The organism is Pseudomonas aeruginosa (assembly GCF_001457615.1).
GTDB lineage: Bacteria > Pseudomonadota > Gammaproteobacteria > Pseudomonadales > Pseudomonadaceae > Pseudomonas > Pseudomonas aeruginosa.
This window is the reverse complement of the sequence record NZ_LN831024.1, coordinates 5,754,405-5,773,232: the sequence shown is the minus strand read 5'-3', so window position 1 is coordinate 5,773,232 and position 18,828 is coordinate 5,754,405. Positions and strand designations below refer to the sequence as shown.

Annotated in this window: 20 protein-coding genes; 10 read left to right on the top strand and 10 right to left on the bottom strand. The window is 66.6% G+C overall.

Annotated features, from left to right (window positions below):
- Positions 1-53: 53 nt before the first annotated feature.
- Positions 54-1,010, bottom strand: coding sequence for a LysR family transcriptional regulator (locus AT700_RS26490; RefSeq protein ID WP_073660767.1), 957 nt, complete (start codon positions 1,008-1,010; stop codon positions 54-56).
- 64 nt (positions 1,011-1,074) lie between these two features.
- Here AT700_RS26490 and AT700_RS26485 point away from each other — a divergent pair, with 64 nt between their 5' ends.
- From AT700_RS26485 to AT700_RS26475, 3 genes are read left to right on the top strand one after another with little or no spacing between them, the layout of a single operon-like run.
- On the top strand, positions 1,075-2,325 hold the full coding sequence (locus tag AT700_RS26485) for a D-amino acid dehydrogenase (RefSeq protein WP_048521723.1): 1,251 nt from the start codon (positions 1,075-1,077) through the stop codon (positions 2,323-2,325).
- Positions 2,326-2,350: 25 nt separating this feature from the next.
- Complete coding sequence (locus AT700_RS26480; protein ID WP_016253993.1) at positions 2,351-2,701, top strand: RidA family protein; 351 nt, start codon at positions 2,351-2,353, stop codon at positions 2,699-2,701.
- A gap of 42 nt (positions 2,702-2,743) precedes the next feature.
- The gene (locus AT700_RS26475) at positions 2,744-3,643 is read left to right on the top strand and encodes a transporter substrate-binding domain-containing protein (RefSeq protein ID WP_003103446.1); all 900 of its coding nucleotides are present in this window, start codon (positions 2,744-2,746) and stop codon (positions 3,641-3,643) included.
- A gap of 4 nt (positions 3,644-3,647) precedes the next feature.
- Here the strand turns inward: AT700_RS26475 and AT700_RS26470 are convergent, their stop codons facing one another.
- Positions 3,648-4,124: an NUDIX domain-containing protein gene (locus AT700_RS26470; RefSeq protein ID WP_003095920.1), complete on the bottom strand. Its 477-nt coding sequence runs from the start codon at positions 4,122-4,124 to the stop codon at positions 3,648-3,650.
- 181 nt (positions 4,125-4,305) lie between these two features.
- Here AT700_RS26470 and pip point away from each other — a divergent pair, with 181 nt between their 5' ends.
- The 7 genes from pip to AT700_RS26435 all read left to right on the top strand — a co-directional run bounded on the left by pip (position 4,306) and on the right by AT700_RS26435 (position 13,116).
- Positions 4,306-5,277 carry a prolyl aminopeptidase gene (gene pip, locus AT700_RS26465; RefSeq protein ID WP_003095918.1) on the top strand — a complete coding sequence of 324 codons (972 nt, stop codon included), beginning with the start codon at positions 4,306-4,308 and terminating at the stop codon, positions 5,275-5,277.
- Positions 5,274-5,711, top strand: coding sequence for a D-aminoacyl-tRNA deacylase (gene dtd, locus AT700_RS26460; RefSeq protein WP_003095916.1), 438 nt, complete (start codon positions 5,274-5,276; stop codon positions 5,709-5,711). Before pip ends, dtd begins: the two co-directional genes overlap by 4 nt.
- A 456-nt stretch (positions 5,712-6,167) precedes the next feature.
- Positions 6,168-7,745, top strand: coding sequence for a glucan biosynthesis protein G (locus tag AT700_RS26455; RefSeq protein ID WP_003095915.1), 1,578 nt, complete (start codon positions 6,168-6,170; stop codon positions 7,743-7,745).
- A complete protein-coding gene (gene mdoH / locus AT700_RS26450; RefSeq protein WP_016852214.1) occupies positions 7,738-10,323 on the top strand; it encodes a glucans biosynthesis glucosyltransferase MdoH in 2,586 nt (861 codons plus the stop codon). The genes AT700_RS26455 and mdoH overlap by 8 nt, the downstream gene beginning before the upstream one ends.
- A 237-nt stretch (positions 10,324-10,560) precedes the next feature.
- A complete protein-coding gene (locus AT700_RS26445) occupies positions 10,561-11,361 on the top strand; it encodes a transporter substrate-binding domain-containing protein (protein ID WP_003095910.1) in 801 nt (266 codons plus the stop codon).
- A 65-nt stretch (positions 11,362-11,426) separates the two neighbouring features.
- Positions 11,427-12,389: an amino acid ABC transporter permease gene (locus tag AT700_RS26440; protein ID WP_003103450.1), complete on the top strand. Its 963-nt coding sequence runs from the start codon at positions 11,427-11,429 to the stop codon at positions 12,387-12,389.
- Positions 12,382-13,116 carry an amino acid ABC transporter ATP-binding protein gene (locus AT700_RS26435; protein ID WP_003095906.1) on the top strand — a complete coding sequence of 245 codons (735 nt, stop codon included), beginning with the start codon at positions 12,382-12,384 and terminating at the stop codon, positions 13,114-13,116. The genes AT700_RS26440 and AT700_RS26435 overlap by 8 nt, the downstream gene beginning before the upstream one ends.
- Before the next feature lie 7 nt (positions 13,117-13,123).
- Here the strand turns inward: AT700_RS26435 and AT700_RS26430 are convergent, their stop codons facing one another.
- The 8 genes from AT700_RS26430 to hisI form a co-directional block, all read right to left on the bottom strand.
- Positions 13,124-13,585 (bottom strand): UPF0158 family protein, encoded by a 462-nt coding sequence (locus AT700_RS26430; RefSeq protein WP_003135810.1) that lies wholly within the window; start codon positions 13,583-13,585, stop codon positions 13,124-13,126.
- 109 nt (positions 13,586-13,694) lie between these two features.
- Positions 13,695-15,638, bottom strand: a complete 1,944-nt coding sequence (locus AT700_RS26425; RefSeq protein WP_023128510.1) for a methyl-accepting chemotaxis protein — start codon at positions 15,636-15,638, stop codon at positions 13,695-13,697.
- 211 nt (positions 15,639-15,849) lie between these two features.
- Positions 15,850-16,557, bottom strand: a complete 708-nt coding sequence (locus tag AT700_RS26420) for a 16S rRNA (uracil(1498)-N(3))-methyltransferase (RefSeq protein WP_003095898.1) — start codon at positions 16,555-16,557, stop codon at positions 15,850-15,852.
- Complete coding sequence (gene tatC, locus AT700_RS26415) at positions 16,554-17,357, bottom strand: twin-arginine translocase subunit TatC (RefSeq protein WP_003095896.1); 804 nt, start codon at positions 17,355-17,357, stop codon at positions 16,554-16,556. The genes AT700_RS26420 and tatC overlap by 4 nt, the downstream gene beginning before the upstream one ends.
- Positions 17,354-17,782, bottom strand: coding sequence for a Sec-independent protein translocase protein TatB (gene tatB / locus AT700_RS26410; protein WP_003103456.1), 429 nt, complete (start codon positions 17,780-17,782; stop codon positions 17,354-17,356). Before tatB ends, tatC begins: the two co-directional genes overlap by 4 nt.
- Positions 17,783-17,795: 13 nt before the next feature.
- Complete coding sequence (locus AT700_RS26405) at positions 17,796-18,044, bottom strand: twin-arginine translocase TatA/TatE family subunit (protein ID WP_003095893.1); 249 nt, start codon at positions 18,042-18,044, stop codon at positions 17,796-17,798.
- Positions 18,045-18,069: 25 nt separating this feature from the next.
- A complete protein-coding gene (locus tag AT700_RS26400) occupies positions 18,070-18,405 on the bottom strand; it encodes a phosphoribosyl-ATP diphosphatase (RefSeq protein WP_003103458.1) in 336 nt (111 codons plus the stop codon).
- Positions 18,398-18,802, bottom strand: a complete 405-nt coding sequence (gene hisI, locus AT700_RS26395; RefSeq protein WP_003095888.1) for a phosphoribosyl-AMP cyclohydrolase — start codon at positions 18,800-18,802, stop codon at positions 18,398-18,400. The genes AT700_RS26400 and hisI overlap by 8 nt, the downstream gene beginning before the upstream one ends.
- Positions 18,803-18,828: the final 26 nt, after the last annotated feature.

Sequence of the window (18,828 nt, the reverse complement as noted above, 5' to 3'; positions counted from 1 at the left end):
GGCCAGGCCAGAACGACGTCCAAGGTTTCCAGCGGCAGGCCAGGCGGCAAATGCTACATCTGCACGGCCCGCAAACGCTCCTCGGCCTGGCGGGCGAGCATCCGCAGCAGCGGAGCGAGGGTGTGCGGCGGGGTTTCGTCGGCGCGGGTGATGGCGTAGAGGGTGACCGGGAAGGCCGGGCTCAATGGGCGGATCGCGGTGCTGTGCGGGTCGGCGCCGAGGGCGGTGAAGGGATCGACCAGCGCCAGGCCCGCCCCAGCCTCCACCAGGGCGCGGGCGAGGGCGTAGGTCTGCACGGCGATCTTCACCTGCGGCGGTGGCACCACGGCGCTGAGGTAATCCTCCAGGCGGGCGAACAGCGGGTCGGCGGTGGACAGCCCGATCAGCGCTTCGCCGGCCAGCCCGGCCAGGCTCAGCGGCTGCCGGCGTTCCGCTTCGGGCCAGTGTTCGCGCGGCGCCAGGGCCACCAATACGCCGCTGGCGATGGCTTCGCCGCGCAGGCCGGGGTGTTCCGGCTGCTTCAGGCTCAGGGCCAGGTCCAGTTCGCGCATCAGCAGGCCCTGCACCAGTTCGCGCGAATGCAAGGTGGCCAGTTCGCAGCCGCTCTGCGGATAGCGCGCGCTCCATTCGCCGATCGCCCGCGGCAGCAGCGACAGCGCCAGGGCCGGGGTGGCGCCGATGCGCAGGCTGTGGCCCGGCTGGCGCCGCAGGTTCTGCGCCAGGCGCCGCACCGCCTGCAGGCTATCGCTGAGCTTGGCCACTTCGCGCTCCAGTTCCAGCGCTTCCGGAGTCGCCAGCAGCTTGCCGCGCACTCGCAAGAACAGCGGGAAGCCCAGTTGCTGCTCGGCGTGCTGCAGGACTTTGCTCACCGCCGGCTGGGACACATGCAGCAACTGTGCGGCGCCGCTGACCGAGCCAGCCTGGCGGATCGCCTGGAACACTTCGATATGGCGGAGCTTCATCGGCGCGAGCCCATAACCTGGATTTATACCCTGGCCATCTTTATTCATTGTCCTACCGCTGTCATCCGCGCCTATCGTCGAAGCCCTGGAAAACACCTGGATAACGATTGTCATGGCTCAGCGGGTTTGCATCATCGGCGCCGGCGTGGTCGGCCTGGCCACGGCCTACGCCCTGGTTCGCGAAGGATTCGACGTGACCCTGGTGGAAGCGCGCGAGCGGGGCGGGCTGGAAACCAGCTACGCCAATGGCGGGCAGTTGTCCTATCGCTACGTGGCGCCATTGGCCGACAGCGGCGTGCCGGCCCAGGCGCTCGGCTGGCTGCTGCGCAACGATGCGCCGTTGCGCCTGCGGCCGCGCCTTGATCCGGCGCAGTGGCGCTGGCTGCTGGGCTTCCTCGCGGCCTGCCGCGGCTCGCTGAACCGCCGCAATGCCGCGCACCTGCTGCGCCTGGCATTGCTCAGCCAGCGCACCCTGCAGGCCTGGCGCGAGGAGGATGGCCTCGATGGCTTCGACTGGCGGCGCAACGGCAAGCTGGTGGCGTTTCGCCAACCGGCCAGCTTTGCGCGGGCCCGCCAGGGTCTGGCCGATCCTTCGGCGCAATTCGTCCTGACCGCCGCCGAGTGCCGCGCGCTGGAGCCGGCCCTGTCCGCCGCGCCCTTCGTCGGCGGCATCCACACGCCGGACGAGGAGGTCGCCGACTGCCATGCCTTCTGCGTGCAACTTGCCGAGCGCCTGCAGGCTTCCGGACATTGCCGGCAACTGCATGGCCGCAGGGTGACGAAGATCGTCGAGGGCGGCGCGGCGGTGCGTGGCGTCGAGGTCGTCGGCGATCTCATCGAGGCCGATCATGTGGTGCTGGCCGCCGGCTACCGCAGCGCCGAATTGATGCTGCCGGGCCTGCGCCTGCCGCTATACCCGCTCAAGGGCTATAGCCTGACCCTGCCGGTCGGCGCGCAGCACCGTGCGCCGGATACCAGCATCACCGATTACGACCGCAAGATCGTCTACGCGCGGATCGGCGAGCGGCTGCGGATCGCCGCGATGGTCGACATCGTCGGCTTCGACCCCGGCCTCGAGCCCGCGCGCCTGGCACTGCTGCGCCAGCAGGCGCGGGACACGTTCCCGCAGGGCGGCGATTTCGACGCCGCCGTCGAATGGGCCGGCATGCGCCCGGCCACGCCCACCGGGGTACCGCTGGTGGGCAACGGCGGCTACCGCAACCTCTGGCTCAACCTCGGCCACGGCGCGCTCGGCTTCACCCTGGCCTGCGGCAGCGGGCGCCTGCTGGCCGAGCAGATCGGCCGCCGCCCGCCGAGCATCGATACCTCTGGCCTGCTTCCGCGCGGCGCGCTGGCTGGCTGAATTCCCCTCGACCTGGAGCACTCCCATGGAACCGACCCGTATCGCCACCAACGACCGCCTGTCCGCCGCGGTCTGCTTCGACGCCCTGGTATTTCTTTCCGGCCAGGTGCCGGGCCAGGCCGAGGATATCCATGGCCAGACCCGCGAGGTGCTGGCGAAGATCGACGCGCTGCTGGCCGAGGCCGGGTCGCGCAAGGAGCGTATCCTCAGCGCGACCATCTACCTGAAGGACATCGCCCGCGATTTCGCCGCCCTGAACGAGGTCTGGACCCAGTGGTTGCCGATCGGCCAGGCGCCCAGCCGGACCACCGTCCAGGCGGAGCTGGCGCGTCCGTCGGTGCTGGTGGAGATCACCGTGGTGGCGGCCAGGGGCTGACTTACTTTCCATAGCCATAAGAAAAAAGAGGCAGAACCTCCGATGAAAATTCTTGTATCCAGCACTCTCGCACTCTCCCTGTCGCTCGCCATCGGCGCCGCGCAGGCCGAGGAACTCAGCGGCACCCTGAAGAAGGTTGCCGACAACGGCACGATAACCCTGGGTTATCGCGATGCCTCGGTGCCTTTCTCCTACCTTGGCGATAACAGCGGCCAGCCCATGGGCTATTCGGTGGAACTGGCCGACAAGGTGGTGGAGCGGCTCAAAAGCACCCTCGGCAAGCCGGAACTCAAGGTGAAGTACAACCTGGTCACTTCGCAGACCCGTATCCCTCTGGTGCAGAATGGCACCGTCGACCTGGAGTGCGGCTCCACCGGGGTCACCGCCGAGCGGCAGAAACAGGTGGCGTTCTCCTACGGCTTCATCTACGTCAAGGGCCAGTTGCTGACCCGCAAGGACAGCGGCATCGCCCACTTCGACGACCTCAAGGGCAAGAACGTGGTGACCACCGCCGGCACCACCAACGAGCGCTACCTGAAGAACTACAACGCCGAACACAAGCTGGGGATGAACGTGGTCAGCGCCAAGGACCACGGCGAAGCCTTCCAGATGCTGCAATCGGGTCGCGCGGTGGCCTTCTACATGGACGATGCGCTGCTCTACGGCGAACGCGCCAAGGCGCGCCAGCCGCACGACTGGGTGGTGGTCGGCGAGCCGCAATCGCGGGAGATCTACAGCTGCATGGTGCGCAAGGACGACCCGCAGTTCCTTGCCCTGGTCAACGAGACCCTGGCCGGGCTGTATCGCTCGGGCGAGATACAGGGCATCTACCAGCGCTGGTTCCAGCAGCCGATCCCGCCCAAGGGGTTGAACCTGGAGTTTCCCATGACCGCGGAGCTGAAGGCGATCCTCGAGAACCCCACCAGCGATCCGGTGCAGTGAGCGTCTAGCGCTGCAGGCCGAGGTGGCGGATCGACGGCGTCGGCGCGTCCAGGCGCGACCAGACGTCGTCGGCCAGTTCGGCCGGATAGAACGACGGCAGGCCAGGCAGTTCGTCGCGGGCGATCCAGCCGACCTCGCGGATATCGAACTCGTCGCCGCCCAGGCCCTTCAGGTTGGCCAGGGTCGGCTCGCCACGCCAGGCGTCGATGCGGTAGAACAGCTCCATGTGGAAGCGCCCGGCGGCGGGTTCGGCGAATTCGCGCACGTAGACCAGCGGGCCGACGTCCACCCGCAGGCCGGTCTCCTCGAAAAACTCGCGCCGGACGGTATCCTTCGTCGATTCGTCGCATTCCGACTCGAAGCCGCCGCCGGGCGGAATCCAGTAGATGTCGCCGCCGACCTCGTGGCGGACCAGCAGGATGCGTTGCTCCACCACCAGCAGGCCGGCGGCGCGGATACGGTGTCGCAAGGCCTCGGCCATGCTCGTTCTCCCGGCGCCAGGCGCCGTTGCTTGGATTGATGGTTTCCCCTCTACCGGGGCGGACATGAAAGCCGCTCGGTTTTTTTCCCGGCGCCGAAGTATCATGCGCGGCAGAGCAAAGGACGGGCCCCGCTGTCGACGTTTGCGCCGGGGGCCGAACACATCGCCTCGGGAGCGCATCATGCTAGTTCTGTATCCGGAAATTAAACCCTACGCTCGCCACGAGCTGGCCGTCGACGAACCGCATGTGCTGTATGCCGACGAAAGCGGTTCGCCGGACGGACTGCCGGTCGTCTTCGTCCACGGCGGCCCCGGCTCCGGTTGCGATGCCCTGTCGCGTCGCTTCTTCGATCCCAACCTCTACCGTATCGTCACCTTCGACCAGCGCGGTTGCGGCCGTTCCACGCCCCACGCCAGCCTGGAGAAGAACAGCACCTGGGAGCTGGTGGCGGACATGGAGCGCCTGCGCGAGCACCTGGGTATCGAGAAGTGGGTGCTGTTCGGCGGTTCCTGGGGCTCGACCCTGTCGCTGGCCTACGCGCAGACCCATCCCGAGCGGGTCCATGCGCTGATCCTGCGCGGCATCTTCCTCTGCCGTCCGCAGGACATCCACTGGTTCTACCAGGAAGGCGCCAGCCGCCTGTTCCCCGACTATTGGGAAGACTATGTCGCGCCGATCCCGCCGGAAGAGCGCGGCGACCTGCTGGCGGCCTTCCACAAGCGCCTGACCGGTAGCGACCAGATCGCCCAGATGCACGCTGCCAAGGCCTGGTCGACCTGGGAGGGCCGCACCGCCACGCTGCGCCCCAACCCCATGGTGGTGGACCGCTTCACCGAGCCGGGCAGGGCGCTGTCGATCTCGCGCATCGAGAACCACTTCTTCGTCAACCAGGGCTTCCTCAGGCCCAACCAGTTGCTCGAGGACATGCACCGCATCGCCCATCTGCCTGGCGTGATCGTGCATGGCCGCTACGACGCCATCTGTCCGCTGGACAATGCCTGGGCCCTGCACCAGGCCTGGCCGAACAGCGAACTGCAGATCATCCGCGACGCCGGGCATACCGCCAGCGAGCCGGGGATAGTCGATGCGCTGGTGCGCGCCACCAACGAGATCGGCCGGCGACTGCTCGACCTGCCGCCGGAGGCCGAATGAAGGCATTGCTGCAGCGCGTCGGCGCGGCTCGGGTGGAGGTTGGCGGCGAAATCGTCGGCTCCATCGATCGCGGCCTGCTGGTGCTGGTCGGGGTCGAGCCCGAGGATGGCGAGCGTTGCGCGGCGAAGATGCTGCACAAGCTGCTCAACTACAGGGTGTTCGGCGACGACGAGGGCAAGATGAACCGGTCCTTGCTGGACGTGCAGGGCGGCTTGCTGCTGGTCTCGCAATTCACCCTGGCGGCGAACACCCGCAGCGGACTGCGTCCGAGCTTCTCCAGCGCGGCGCCGCCGGCGCAAGGAGAGACGGTGTTCGAGCACCTGGTGAAACTGGCGCGGGAGGCCTATCCGCAGGTGGCGACCGGGCGTTTCGGCGCCGACATGCAGGTGCACCTGGTCAACGACGGGCCGGTGACCTTCCTGCTGGAGAGTTGATCGGCGTCGAGGGGATTGTCCCCAAGGTGCTTCAGGGAGGGATGGCGGGGCCGGAACGGTGAATTTTTGTGACAGATACATGGCCTTTTGTCACAACCTCGGTGCATCATCCGCACGCCGATTTCATGCTGTACAGGACAGGCCGGCCGGCATCCCGATGCCGGGCGGGGCGTCCTGCAACCCAATGGACGGGAATCATTCCGCCCGGGCAGGGTCGGAACCTCTGGGGTCGCTAGCCGACGAGCGGCATGCCCCCTGGTTTTCCAGGCCCGGTGCACGTAACGCGAATGACTGGAAACAGGCATTCTTTTTGTCAGATCGCGCCAAATCTGGCTATCTATCGGGTTTGGCAGCGAATGTGGCGAAACCATGTTCGACCGGCACTCCGGTGCCGTCGGAGACCCCTGAACGGTCAGGGCGTCTTCAGTAATTCATGTTCACGGACGAGGGGGCCTCGTGATTTTCCGTTCCGTTTCAAACACCGATTTCCGCGCCCGCGTGCGCACCCTGCTGCTTGCCGGCTCGACCGCGCTGGCATTCGTCGCCGCCCCGGTATGGGCGTTCAGCATCGACGACGTGGCGAGCAAGGCCAAGGACCTGGCCGGCGACAAGTATTCCGCGCCGACCAGCAACCTGCCATCGGAATTCAGCGAAATGAAATTCGCCGATTACCAGCAGATCCGTTTTATCAACGAGCGCGCCTACTGGGGCAAGCTGAAGACGCCGTTCAAGCTGAGCTTCTATCACCAGGGCATGCACTTCGACACGCCGGTGAAGATCAACGAGGTGACCGCTACCACGGTCAAGCCGATCAAGTACGATCGCACCAAATTCGATTTCGGATCCCTGAAGTTCGACGAGAATGCCACCAAGGATCTCGGCTATGCCGGTTTCCGCGTGCTCTATCCGATCAACAAGGCCGACAAGCAGGACGAGATCGCCACCTTCCTTGGCGCGAGCTACTTCCGCGTGGTCGGCAAGGGCCAGGTCTACGGTCTGTCGGCGCGCGGCCTGGCGATCGATACCGCGCTGCCTTCGGGCGAAGAGTTCCCGCGCTTCCGCGAATTCTGGATCGAGCGGCCGAAGGCGCAGGACAAGCAACTGGTGATCTACGCCCTGCTCGACTCGCCGCGGGCCACCGGCGCCTACCGCTTCGTGCTGCGTCCGGGCAAGGATGCGGTGATGGATGTCCAGGCCCGCGTGTTCCTCCGCGACAAGGTCAGCAAACTGGGCCTGGCGCCGCTGACCAGCATGTACCTGTTCGGCTCCAACCAGCCGTCCGAGCAGCACAACTTCCGGCCCGAGCTGCATGACTCCAGCGGTCTGCAGATCCATGCCGGCAACGGCGAGTGGCTGTGGCGTCCGCTGAACAATCCGAAGCACCTGTCGGTGAGCACCTTCAGCGTGGAGAACCCGAAAGGCTTCGGCCTGCTCCAGCGCGGCCGCGAGTTCTCCCGCTACGAAGACCTGGACGACCGCTACGACCTGCGTCCGAGCGCCTGGATCGAGCCGAAGGGCGACTGGGGCAAGGGCACCGTGGAACTGGTGGAAATCCCGACCCCGGACGAAACCAACGACAATATCGTCGCGTTCTGGAACCCCGAGACCCAGCCTGAGGTCGGAAAGCCGCTGGACTTCGCCTACCGCCTGCACTGGACCATGGATGAAGACGAGCTGCACGACCCGAAATCCTCCTGGGTCAAGCAGACCATGCGCTCGGTCGGCGACGTGAAGCAGAAGAACCTGATCCGCCAGCAGGACGGCAGCACCGCCCTGGTCGTCGACTTCGAAGGGCCGGCCCTGAAGGACCTGGCGCCGGACGCGCCGGTGACCACCCAGGTCAGCACCGACAGCAACGCCGAGGTGGTGGAGAACAGCCTGCGTTACAACCCGGTCCTGAAAGGCTGGCGCCTGACGCTGCGGATCAAGGTCAAGGATCCGAAGAAGCCGGTGGAAATGCGCGCGGCGCTGGTCGACGAGGCGCAGAAGCCACTGAGCGAAACCTGGAGCTATCAGCTGCCTGCCGATGAATAACCCATCCACTACGAAAGCACCGCTGGCCGACTACCTCGCTCATCTTCCCCTGGCGGAAGAGGAGCGGGAGCGACTTGGCGAGTCCGCTTCCTTCTCCGAGCTGCACGCTCGCCTGGCGGGAGCGGAAGGCGCCGCTGCCGATGCCGGGGGCGATCCCGCCCTGGCCTCGGTACGCGCCCGCCTGCAGCTGGGCACCCCTGAGCTGGACGACGCCGAGATGTTCGGCGTCGACGCCCGGGGTCGCACCTTCCTCAAGATTTCCCCGCCGATCCGCCGTACCAAGGTGATTCCCGAGCCCTGGCGCACCAACATCCTGGTGCGCGGCTGGCGTCGGCTGACCGGACGCAGCAACCCGCCCAAGCCCAAGCGTGCCCTGCCGCGGGCCCGCTGGCAGCGGGTCGGCTCGCTGCGCCGGTTCATCCTGCTGTTGTTGATGCTGGCGCAGACCTCGGTCGCCACCTACTACATGAAAGGCATCCTGCCCTACCAGGGCTGGGCCTTCGTCGACCTGGAGGAGCTGGCCCAGCAGAGCCTGCTGGATACCGTCCAGCAGGTGCTGCCCTATGTCATCCAGTTCGGCATCCTGGCGCTCTTCGCGATCCTCTTCTGCTGGGTCTCGGCCGGCTTCTGGACCGCGCTGATGGGCTTCTGGGAGCTGCTCACCGGGCGTGACCGCTACCGGATCTCCGGCAGCAGCGCCGGCAGCGAGCCGATCGCCGCCGACGCCCGCACGGCGATCGTCATGCCGATCTGCAACGAAGACGTGCCGCGGGTATTCGCCGGCCTGCGGGCGACCGTCGAGTCGATGGCCGCCACCGGCGAGATGGAGCGCTTCGACTTCTTCGTCCTCAGCGACACCAACGACCCGGATATCGCCGTCGCCGAGCAGCAGGCCTGGCTCGAGCTGTGCCGCGAGACCAAGGGCTTCGGCAAGATCTTCTACCGTCGCCGCCGGCGTCGGGTGAAGCGCAAGAGCGGCAACATCGACGACTTCTGCCGGCGCTGGGGCGGCGACTACCGCTACATGGTGGTGATGGACGCCGACAGCGTGATGAGCGGCGACTGCCTGGCCAAGCTGGTACGCCTGATGGAGGCCAATCCTGAGGCGGGGATCATCCAGACCGCGCCGAAGGCGTCCGGCATGGACACCCTGTATGCGCGCATGCAGCAGTTCGCCACCCGCGTCTACGGCCCGCTGTTCACCGCCGGCCTGCACTTCTGGCAACTCGGCGAGTCGCACTACTGGGGCCACAACGCGATCATCCGCATGCAGCCCTTCATCGACCACTGCGCCCTGGCGCCGTTGCCGGGCAAGGGCTCGTTCGCCGGCGCGATCCTGTCCCACGACTTCGTCGAGGCTGCGTTGATGCGCCGTGCCGGCTGGGGCGTGTGGATCGCCTACGACCTCGACGGCAGCTACGAAGAACTGCCGCCGAACCTGCTCGACGAACTCAAGCGCGACCGCCGCTGGTGCCACGGCAACCTGATGAACTTCCGCCTGTTCCTGGTCAAGGGCATGCACCCGGTGCACCGCGCGGTGTTCCTCACCGGGGTCATGTCCTACCTGTCGGCGCCGTTGTGGTTCTTCTTCCTGGTGCTTTCCACCGCGCTGCTGGCGGTGCACCAACTGATGGAGCCGCAGTACTTCCTGGAACCGCGGCAGCTGTTCCCGATCTGGCCGCAGTGGCATCCGGAGAAGGCCATCGCGTTGTTCTCCACCACCCTGACCCTGTTGTTCCTGCCCAAGCTGCTCAGCGTAATGCTGATCTGGGCCAAGGGCGCCAAGGGTTTCGGCGGGGTGATCCGGGTGACCCTGAGCATGCTCCTGGAGATGTTCTTCTCGGTGCTGCTGGCGCCGGTGCGCATGCTCTTCCACACCCGCTTCGTGCTGGCCGCCTTCCTCGGCTGGTCGGTGCAGTGGAACTCGCCGCAGCGCGACGACGACGCCACGCCCTGGAGCGAGGCGATCCGCCGGCACGGCATGCAGACCCTGCTGGGTATCGCCTGGACCCTGCTGGTGGCCTGGCTCAACCCGCGCTTCCTGTGGTGGCTGTCGCCGATCGTCGGTTCGCTGATCCTGTCGATCCCGGTATCGGTGATCTCCAGCCGGGTGAAGCTGGGCCTGCGCGCCCGCGACGAAAAGCTGTTCCTGATCCCGGAGGAGTACGACACGCCGCGCGAGCTGCGCGCCACCGACGAGTACACCTACGAGAACCGCTGGCATGCGCTCAAGGATGGCTTCCTCAAGGCCGCCGTCGATCCGTTGCTCAACGCCCTGGCCTGCGCCATGGGCACGGCTCGCCACAACCGTGCGCAAGCCATCGAGACGGTGCGCGGCGAGCGTATCGGCAAGGCCATCGATAAGGGCCCGGAACAGCTCGACGGCACCACGCGCCTGGCTCTGTTGAGTGACCCGGTAGCACTTTCGCGCCTGCATACGCGGGTCTGGGAAGAGGACCGCGACGACTGGCTCGGCCGCTGGCGCAAGGCCGAGGCGGACGACCCCCACGCCGCCAGCGTACCGCTGGCCCAGGTAGTGCCCGGCGACGCCGGCCTGCTGCCCGCCGCCCAGTCCTGATCCCATGCCCCCGGCGGAGCGCCGCCGGGGGCATGGTCTGTTTCTTGCCTGTTTTCCCCGTGCGGCGCTGCTGTTACCCTGCGCCGGCAATCCAGAAAGTCTCGTATCGTTCGCCAGCTGAGGTACTATCGGCCGCCTTTTGCGCAGCCGGTCATGGCCTGCTGCCCGCCCGGGACGGCGACACGACGAGAGCATCCGTTCGACGACTGTGTTTCTAAGACTGCTGGGGATTGGGGAATGAAAAAGTATCTTGCTTCATTGGTTCTGGGCGTCTGCGCCCTGGTGGGCGTGGCTTCGGTCCAGGCGGCCGGCGCGGTGGAGGACGCGGTCAAGCGCGGCACCCTGCGGGTCGGCATGGACCCGACCTACATGCCGTTCGAGATGACCAACAAGCGTGGCCAGATCATCGGCTTCGAAGTCGACCTGCTCAAGGCCATGGCCAAGTCCATGGGCGTCAAGCTGGAGCTGGTCTCCACCAGCTACGACGGCATCATCCCGGCGCTGCTGACCGACAAGTTCGACATGATCGGCTCGGGCATGACCCTGACCCAGGAGCGCAACCTGCGCCTGAACTTCTCCGAGCCCTTCATCGTGGTCGGCCAGACCCTGCTGGTGCGCAAGGAACTGGAAGGCAAGATCAAGTCCTACAAGGACCTGAACGATCCGCAGTACAGCATCACCTCGAAGATCGGCACCACCGGTGAGATCGTTGCCCGCAAGCTGATCAGCAAGGCCAAGTACCACGGCTTCGACAACGAGCCGGAAGCGGTGATGGACGTGGTCAACGGCAAGGCTGACGCCTTCATCTACGACTCGCCCTACAACGTGGTGGCGGTGAGCAAGTTCGGCGCCGGCAAGCTGGTCTACCTCGACCAGCCGTTCACCTACGAGCCGCTGGCGTTCGGCCTGAAGAAAGGCGACTACGACAGCATCAATTTCATCAACAACTTCCTCCATCAGATCCGCGAAGACGGCACCTATCAGCGCATCCACGACAAGTGGTTCAAGAACACCGAGTGGCTGAAGGAAATGGAATGAACCGCTGACGGCCCCCGCGAAGGGGGCCGTCGTACCTGCGCATTCCATCGTTCGAGAGAGTTTCCGTGACCAAGAAGAAACGTTCCGTCTGGCCCTGGCACCTGCTGACCGGGCTGATCCTGCTGGTCCTGGCCTGGGCGCTGTGGTTCTCCACCTCGCTGATTTCCTATGAATGGCGCTGGAACCGCGTTCCGCAGTACTTCGCCTACCAGGCCGAGGAGCCTTTACGGGCCAACGAGATCGGCCGGGTCGAGGCTATCGAGGAACAGGGCAGGGACGCGCGCGTCACGCTGCTTGGCGAGAGCGGCGAGAAGCAGGTCGTGACCGTCGCCCAGGACAGCCTGCAATTCTCCGAAGGCGACGACGTGGCCGAGGGCGACGCGGTCGGGGTGACCCGCCACTGGGCCGCCGGCCCACTGCTCTGGGGCCTGTGGACCACCCTCTGGCTATCGCTGGTGTCCGGTGCCATCGGTCTGGCTATCGGCCTGGTCGCCGGCCTCTGCCGGCTGTCGAAGAACCCGACCCTGCACGACCTGTCGACGATCTACGTCGAGCTGGTGCGCGGCACGCCGTTGCTGGTGCAGATCTTCATCTTCTACTTCTTCATCGGCACCGTGCTCAACCTGTCCCGCGAGTTCGCCGGGGTCGCGGCGCTGGCGCTGTTCACCGGCGCCTACGTGGCCGAGATCATCCGGGCCGGCGTGCAGTCCATCGCCCGCGGACAGAACGAGGCCGCCCGCTCCCTGGGCCTGAACGCCGGCCAGTCGATGCGCTACGTGATCCTGCCGCAGGCCTTCAAGCGCGTGCTGCCGCCGCTGGCCGGGCAGTTCATCAGCCTGGTCAAGGACACCTCGCTGGTCTCGGTGATCGCCATCACCGAACTGACCAAGAGCGGCCGCGAGGCGATCACCACCTCGTTCTCCACCTTCGAGATCTGGTTCTGCGTCGCCGCGTTGTACCTGCTGTTGAACCTGCCCCTTTCGCACATGGCATCCCGACTGGAGCGGAGGCTCGGACAAAGTGATTGAAGTACGCAACCTGCTGAAGGTCTTCGATACCCGCGGCCAGGTAGTGCGCGCGGTGGACGACGTGAGTACCCGCGTGGCCAGGGGCGAGGTACTGGTGGTGATCGGTCCGTCCGGTTCCGGCAAGTCGACCTTCCTGCGCTGCCTGAACGGCCTGGAGGAGTTCGACGAAGGCTCGGTGAGCATCGACGGCGTCGACCTGGCCGACCCGAGGACCGACATCAATGCCTACCGCCGCGAAGTCGGCATGGTGTTCCAGCATTTCAACCTGTTCCCGCACATGACCGTGCTCGAGAACCTCTGCCTGGCCCAACGCGTGGTGCGCAAGCGCGGCAAGGCCGAGCGCGAGGCCAAGGCGCGGGCGCTGCTGGCCAAGGTCGGCATCGGGCAGAAGGCCGACGAATATCCCTCGCGCCTGTCCGGCGGCCAGCAGCAGCGCGTGGCGATCGCTCGCGCGTTGTGCATGGACCCCAAGGTGATGCTGTTCGACGAACCGACCTCGGCGCTCGATCCGGAGATGGTCGGCGAAGTCCTCGACGTCATGAAGACCCTGGCCGTGGAAGGCATGACCATGGTCTGCGTGACCCACGAGATGGGCTTTGCCCGCGAAGTGGCCGACCGCGTGCTGTTCTTCGACCACGGCAAGCTGCTGGAGGACGCGCCGCCGGCGCAGTTCTTCGACAATCCGCAGGACCCGCGGGCCCAGGCCTTCCTCCGTCAGGTCCTCTAGTACCGCGCTAGGCGAACGGCTTGCCCGGCGGCGGCAGGAGCGACGTCGGACTCTGCCGCGCGGCCGGCTGGATATCGTTGTCCTCCAGCCAGTCCAGCGCCCATTCGCGCAGGCGCTCGTTCTGGTAGCGGTACCAGTCCTGCAACAGTTCCGGGTACTCCATCAGAGAGTGCTTGAAGGCCTTGAACGGCTTGCGGCTCTGCAGCGCGTTGGCGAGCGTCGCATAGGCGTGCGGCTCTTCCACCTCGCGGAGGAAATCCTGCATCAGTCCCAGCGACTGGGTGGTGCTCAGCGGGTCGATCAGCAGCAGGCGTTCCGGCTCGTTTTCCAGCAATGCGTCCAGTTCGGGATCGGGCGCCTCGGCGGAGATCAGCAGCACCTTGCCGCTGTGCAGGTCGAGGTAGTGGTCGATTCCCGGGGTATCCAGGGCGAAGGCCAGTTCGTCGATATCGATGGTCATCGGGCGCATGGCGTCATCTCCCAAAAGGCGAAAGCCTGATCCTACGCAAAGGTGCCCCTCCTGTCCGCTTTCGATGGACGGGAGGGGCTGCCGATGCAAGGAGGATCCTCTCGGGATGTTACAGGCGGAAGCGTCCCACCTGTGCCTGCAACTGCGTGCCCAGGCGCGCCAGCTCGCCGCTGGAGGCGGCGGTCTGCTCGCTGGCGGCGGCCGACTGCTCGGCGACGTCGCGTACGCTGAGGACGCTGCGGTTGATCTCCTCGGCCACCGTGCTCTGTTGCTCCGCGGCAGTGGCGATCTGCAGGTTCATGTTCTGGATGTCGGAGACGGTGCGGGTGATGCTGTCCAGCGCGGCGCCCGCGCGGCGCGCCAGTTCCACCGTGCTGGCGGTCAGCGAGCGGCTGTTCTCCAGGCGTTCGGCGGCTTCGCCGGCGCCCTGCTGGAGACGCTGGATCAGGCCCTCGATCTCGGCGGTGGACTGCTGGGTGCGCTGGGCCAGGCCGCGGACCTCGTCGGCGACCACCGCGAAGCCGCGTCCGGCGTCGCCGGCGCGTGCCGCTTCGATGGCTGCGTTGAGCGCCAGCAGGTTGGTTTGCTCGGCCACCGACTTGATCACGTCGAGGACGCTGCCGATCTGCTCGCTCTCGTTCTTCAGGCGCGCCATGGCTTCGCTGGAAACGTCCATTTCGCTAGCCAGGCGCTCGATGCGGGTCACCGCCTGGTCGACCACCGCGTCGCCCTGGCGCGCCTCTTCGTCGGCCTGGCGAGCGGCCTGGGAAGCCAGTTCGGCGTTGCGCGCGACGTCCTGCACGGTGGCGGCCATCTCGTGCATGGCGGTGGCGACCTGGTCGGTCTCCACTTTCTGGCTGTTGACCCCGGCGCGGGTCTGCTCGGTGACCGCCGAGAGTTCCTCGGCGGAGCTGGCCAACTGGCTGACGCCGTCGCCGATCCGCCCGACCAGCTCGCGCAGGCTGTCGCCCATGCGCTGCATGACTCGCTGCAACTGGCCCAGTTCGTCGCGGCGCTGGAGGGTCAGGGGATTCTGCGGACGCTTGCCGAGGTCGCCGGCGGCGATGGCCTCGGCCTGCGCGAGGGCTTCGTCCAGCGGCCGGACGATCTGCCGGTTGATCGCCCAGCCGGCGACGCAGCCGAAGGCCAGGGCCAGCGCGGCGATCAGCCAGAGGCTGGCGCGGTCGCGGCTGGCGGTGCTCTCGCGCAATTGGCGACCGGCTTCGGTGAGGGTCCGGCCGGCCCGGGCCATATCCTGGGTGCTGCTTTGCATCGCTTGCTGCGCCTGGCGCGTGCGGATGACGCCGGCACGGAACTGCTCGATCCCGCCACGATAGCCCTGGAGGCTGCGCATGGCCTGTTCCAGCGCCGCATCGGCCTCGCCGGGCAACTGGCCACGCAGCGTCGTGGCGGCCTGGCGGAGGGCGTCGAACGCGGCGAACGCGGCCTGCTCGGCCTTGTCGCTGCGTTCGAAGACGTAGCCGCGCACCTGGTAACGCACCATGAGCAACTGTTGGTGCAGGTCGGCCACCGCACGGCTACGTTGCAACGCCTGCGGGTCGCCGGCCTGCTGCGCGAGGCTGGCGTCCATCAGTTCCTCGAGGCGGGCGAAGCTGTCCAGCGCCTGCTGTGCAGTGCCCACCAGCACACCACGGGCGGCGCTGCGTTGCTGATCGGCTGCGGCGAGGTCGTCGAAAGCCTTGCGGTAGGCTTCGATGGCTTCGGTCTGGTGGGCCAGGGCGGCCGGGTCGAGCTCGCTGTCGCGCAGCGCCTGCAGGCGCTGGAGCATCCCGGCCAGGGTCTGGCGGACCTGCTCGGCCTGGCGCGGGTCGCTGCCGGCTTCGAATGCCAGGCGGCCTTGTTCGGCTTGCTGGGTTTGTTCCATCAGGCTGGCGACTTCGGCGAGCTGCTCGCTGAGGGCGGTCTGGTGCGTGAGGGTGCGGTTGCTGCTGATCACCACCAGCAGAAGCAGCGCGAGGAGGACACCGAAACCGACCATCAGCTTGCGGCTGACGCTCAGCTTGGCCAGTTGGAGAACCCACCAATCGTACATCGTCATTACTCCAGGCAGTGCGACACCCTGGGTTGGCAGCCCCATGGCGTGGCGGAACAGGTAATGGCTCAGCGTCGTCGCGTCCGGCGTGCGGGCGCGGAGGGCCGGTACGTGGCCGGCGGGCGAGGTCTTATGGTTGTCGTGCGGAGCCCTGCGCGACAGAGGATGTCGGCCGGGCGGGGAAAACCTTCAGTCTTTTACCGGAGTTTTTTCAGAACAACCGCGCAAGCAGGGCGCTGACCGCGGTTTCCACGCGCAGGATGCGTTCGCCGAGCTGCACCGGATGCAGTCCGGCTTCGCGCAGCTTGTCGACCTCGTAGGGAATCCAGCCGCCTTCCGGGCCGATCGCCAGGGTCACCGGCTTCTCCACCGCGCGCGGACAGGCCGGCCAGGGACCGGGATGGCCGACCAGGCCGAGGCTGCCGGCGGCCAGGGCCGGCAGGCGGTCTTCGACGAAGGGTTTGAAGCGCTTCTCGACGATGATTTCCGGCAGCACCGTATCGCGGGCCTGCTCCAGGCCGAGGACCAGGTTCTCGCGGATCGCCGCCGGGTCGAGGAACGGGGTCTGCCAGAAGCTCTTTTCCACGCGGTAGCTGTTCAGCAGCACCAGCTTCGGTACGCCCATCGCGGCGATGGTCTGCAACACCCGGCGGAGCATCTTCGGTCGCGGCAAGGCCAGCAGCAGGGTGATCGGCAGCTTGGCCGGCGGCGGCTGGTCGAAGCGCACTTCCAGGGTCGCCTCGCTGGCGTCGAGCTTCAGCAGGCGACCTTCGCCCATCCAGCCGCCGAGGCGGCCGACCCGCAGGGTGTCGCCGTTCTCGGCGCGGTGCACTTCGTGCAGGTGCTTGAGGCGGCGATCGTGCAGGACCGCACGATCCGCCGACACGAAGTCGGCGTCGTCGAGGAGCAGCAGGTTCACTGGCGGGTGGCCGGAGGCTGGTCGCCGTCGCTGGCCGGTTGGTCGTCCGGATGCTCGCCGCGCTTGCGTACCAGGCGGCCGAACAGCAGGCCGATCTCGAACAGCAGCCACATCGGCACCGCGAGCATGGTCTGGGAGAAGATGTCCGGCGGGGTCAGGACCATGCCGACCACGAAGCAGCCGATGATCACGTACGGGCGGATCTTCTTCAGGTACTCGACGTCGACCACCCCGATCCAGATCAGCAGCACCGTGGCCACCGGGATCTCGAAGGCGACGCCGAAGGCGAAGAACAGGGTCAGGACGAAGTCCAGGTAGCTGTTGATGTCCGTCATCATCGCCACGCCCTCGGGCGTCACGCTGGCGAAGAAGTGGAAGATCATCGGGAACACCAGGAAGTAGGCGAAGGCCATCCCGGCGTAGAACAGGATGATGCTGGACACCAGCAGCGGCAGCGCCACGCGCTTCTCGTGCTTGTACAGGCCGGGCGCGATGAAGCCCCAGACCTGCGCGAGGATCACCGGCATGGCGAGGAACAGCGCCACCACCATGGTCAGCTTGAACGGCGCGAGGAACGGCGAGGCGACGTCGGTGGCGATCATGCTGGTGCCTTCCGGAAGGAAGCGGCGCAACGGCTCGGAGACCAGGGTGTAGATCTTCTGCGAGAAGTAGAACAGGCCGGCGAAGATCAGGAAGATCGCCGCCACGCTGCGGAGCAGGCGCGTACGCAGTTCGGTCAGGTGCGAGACCAGGGGCATTTCCTGGTCGTGCTCGGGCTGCTCGGGTTTATCGGCGCTCATGGATTACGCGGCGTCTCGGACGGTGGCGAAGGGGGAGTGGAGGCAGCGACTGCCGGCGGTGCCGCGGCGTCCGCGGGCGGAACCGCAGGCGTGCTGGTCGGCGGCGGCGTGGGTACGCTCGGCGGCGCCGGGCTCTCGACCGTCGGCGGCTGGGGTTCCTGCGAGGGATTCTGGCCGGTCAGCGGGGCCAGCAGCTTCTGCGCTTCGCGCTCCATCGAGAGGATGTGCTCGTTGTGCAGTTGCCGGCGGATCTCGTCCGCGCCGATTTCCCGTTCCACTTCCTGCTTGATGGTATTGAAACTGCGCTTCAGGCGGCCGATCCACAGGCCGGCGGTACGTGCGGCGCCCGGCAGGCGCTCGGGGCCGAGCACCAGCAGGGCGACCAACCCGACCAGCAACAGTTCGCTGAAGCTGATTCCGAACATCGATGGCTACCCGTCAGTCCTTGCGCGCCGGCTCTTCGACCTTCTGCGCCTGGGCGTCGATGGTGTGCGGCTGGTTCAGCGGTTGGGCCGGCTGGGCGGCGGGCTGGTCCTTCTTGTCGTCTTCCTCGGTGTTCACCGCCTTGCGGAAGCCCTTGATCGCTTCGCCGACGTCGGAACCGAGGTTCTTCAGGCGCTTGGTGCCGAACACCAGTACCACGACGATCAGGATGACGATCCAGTGTTTCCAGTCAAAAATGCCCATGTCGTATTCCTCGCAATGTGTAGGTTCAGGCCGATGGTTGGCGGGCGGCTTTCTCGGCGTGGCCGGAAAGGCCGAAGCGGCGCTCCAGTTCGTCCAGCACGGCTTGCGGATGCTGGCCGAGGGCCGAGAGCATCACCAGCGAGTGGAACCAGAGGTCGGCGGTTTCGTAGATCAGGTCCTGGCAGTCGCCGCTGGCCGCGGCATCCTTGGCGGCGATGATGGTTTCCACCGACTCCTCGCCGACCTTCTCCAGGATCTTGTTCAGGCCCTTGTGGTACAGACTGGCCACGTAGGAGCTGTCGGGCGCGGCGTTCTTGCGCTCCTCGAGCACCGCCGCCAGGCGGGTCAGGGTGTCACTCATGGTGGTGTCCTGCGTGTTCGTAGATAGCGTCCGGGTCCTTCAGCACCGGATCGACGGTCTTCCAGGCGCCATTCTCGAAGACACGGTAGAAACAGCTTTCCCGGCCGGTATGGCAGGCGATCCCGCCGACCTGCTCGACCATCAGGATGACCACGTCGGCGTCGCAGTCCAGGCGCAGTTCGTGCAGCTTCTGCACATGCCCGGACTCCTCGCCCTTGCGCCACAGCTTGCCACGCGAACGCGACCAATAGATTGCACGGTTCTCGCTGGCGGTCAGGGCCAGCGCCTCGCGGTTCATCCAGGCCATCATCAGCACGCGCCCGGTCTCGTGATCCTGGGCGATCGCCGGGACCAGGCCGTCGGCGTTCCAGTGAATCTCATCCAGCCAGTCTTTCATGGTCTTTCCACGTTCGTTGCCGGTAC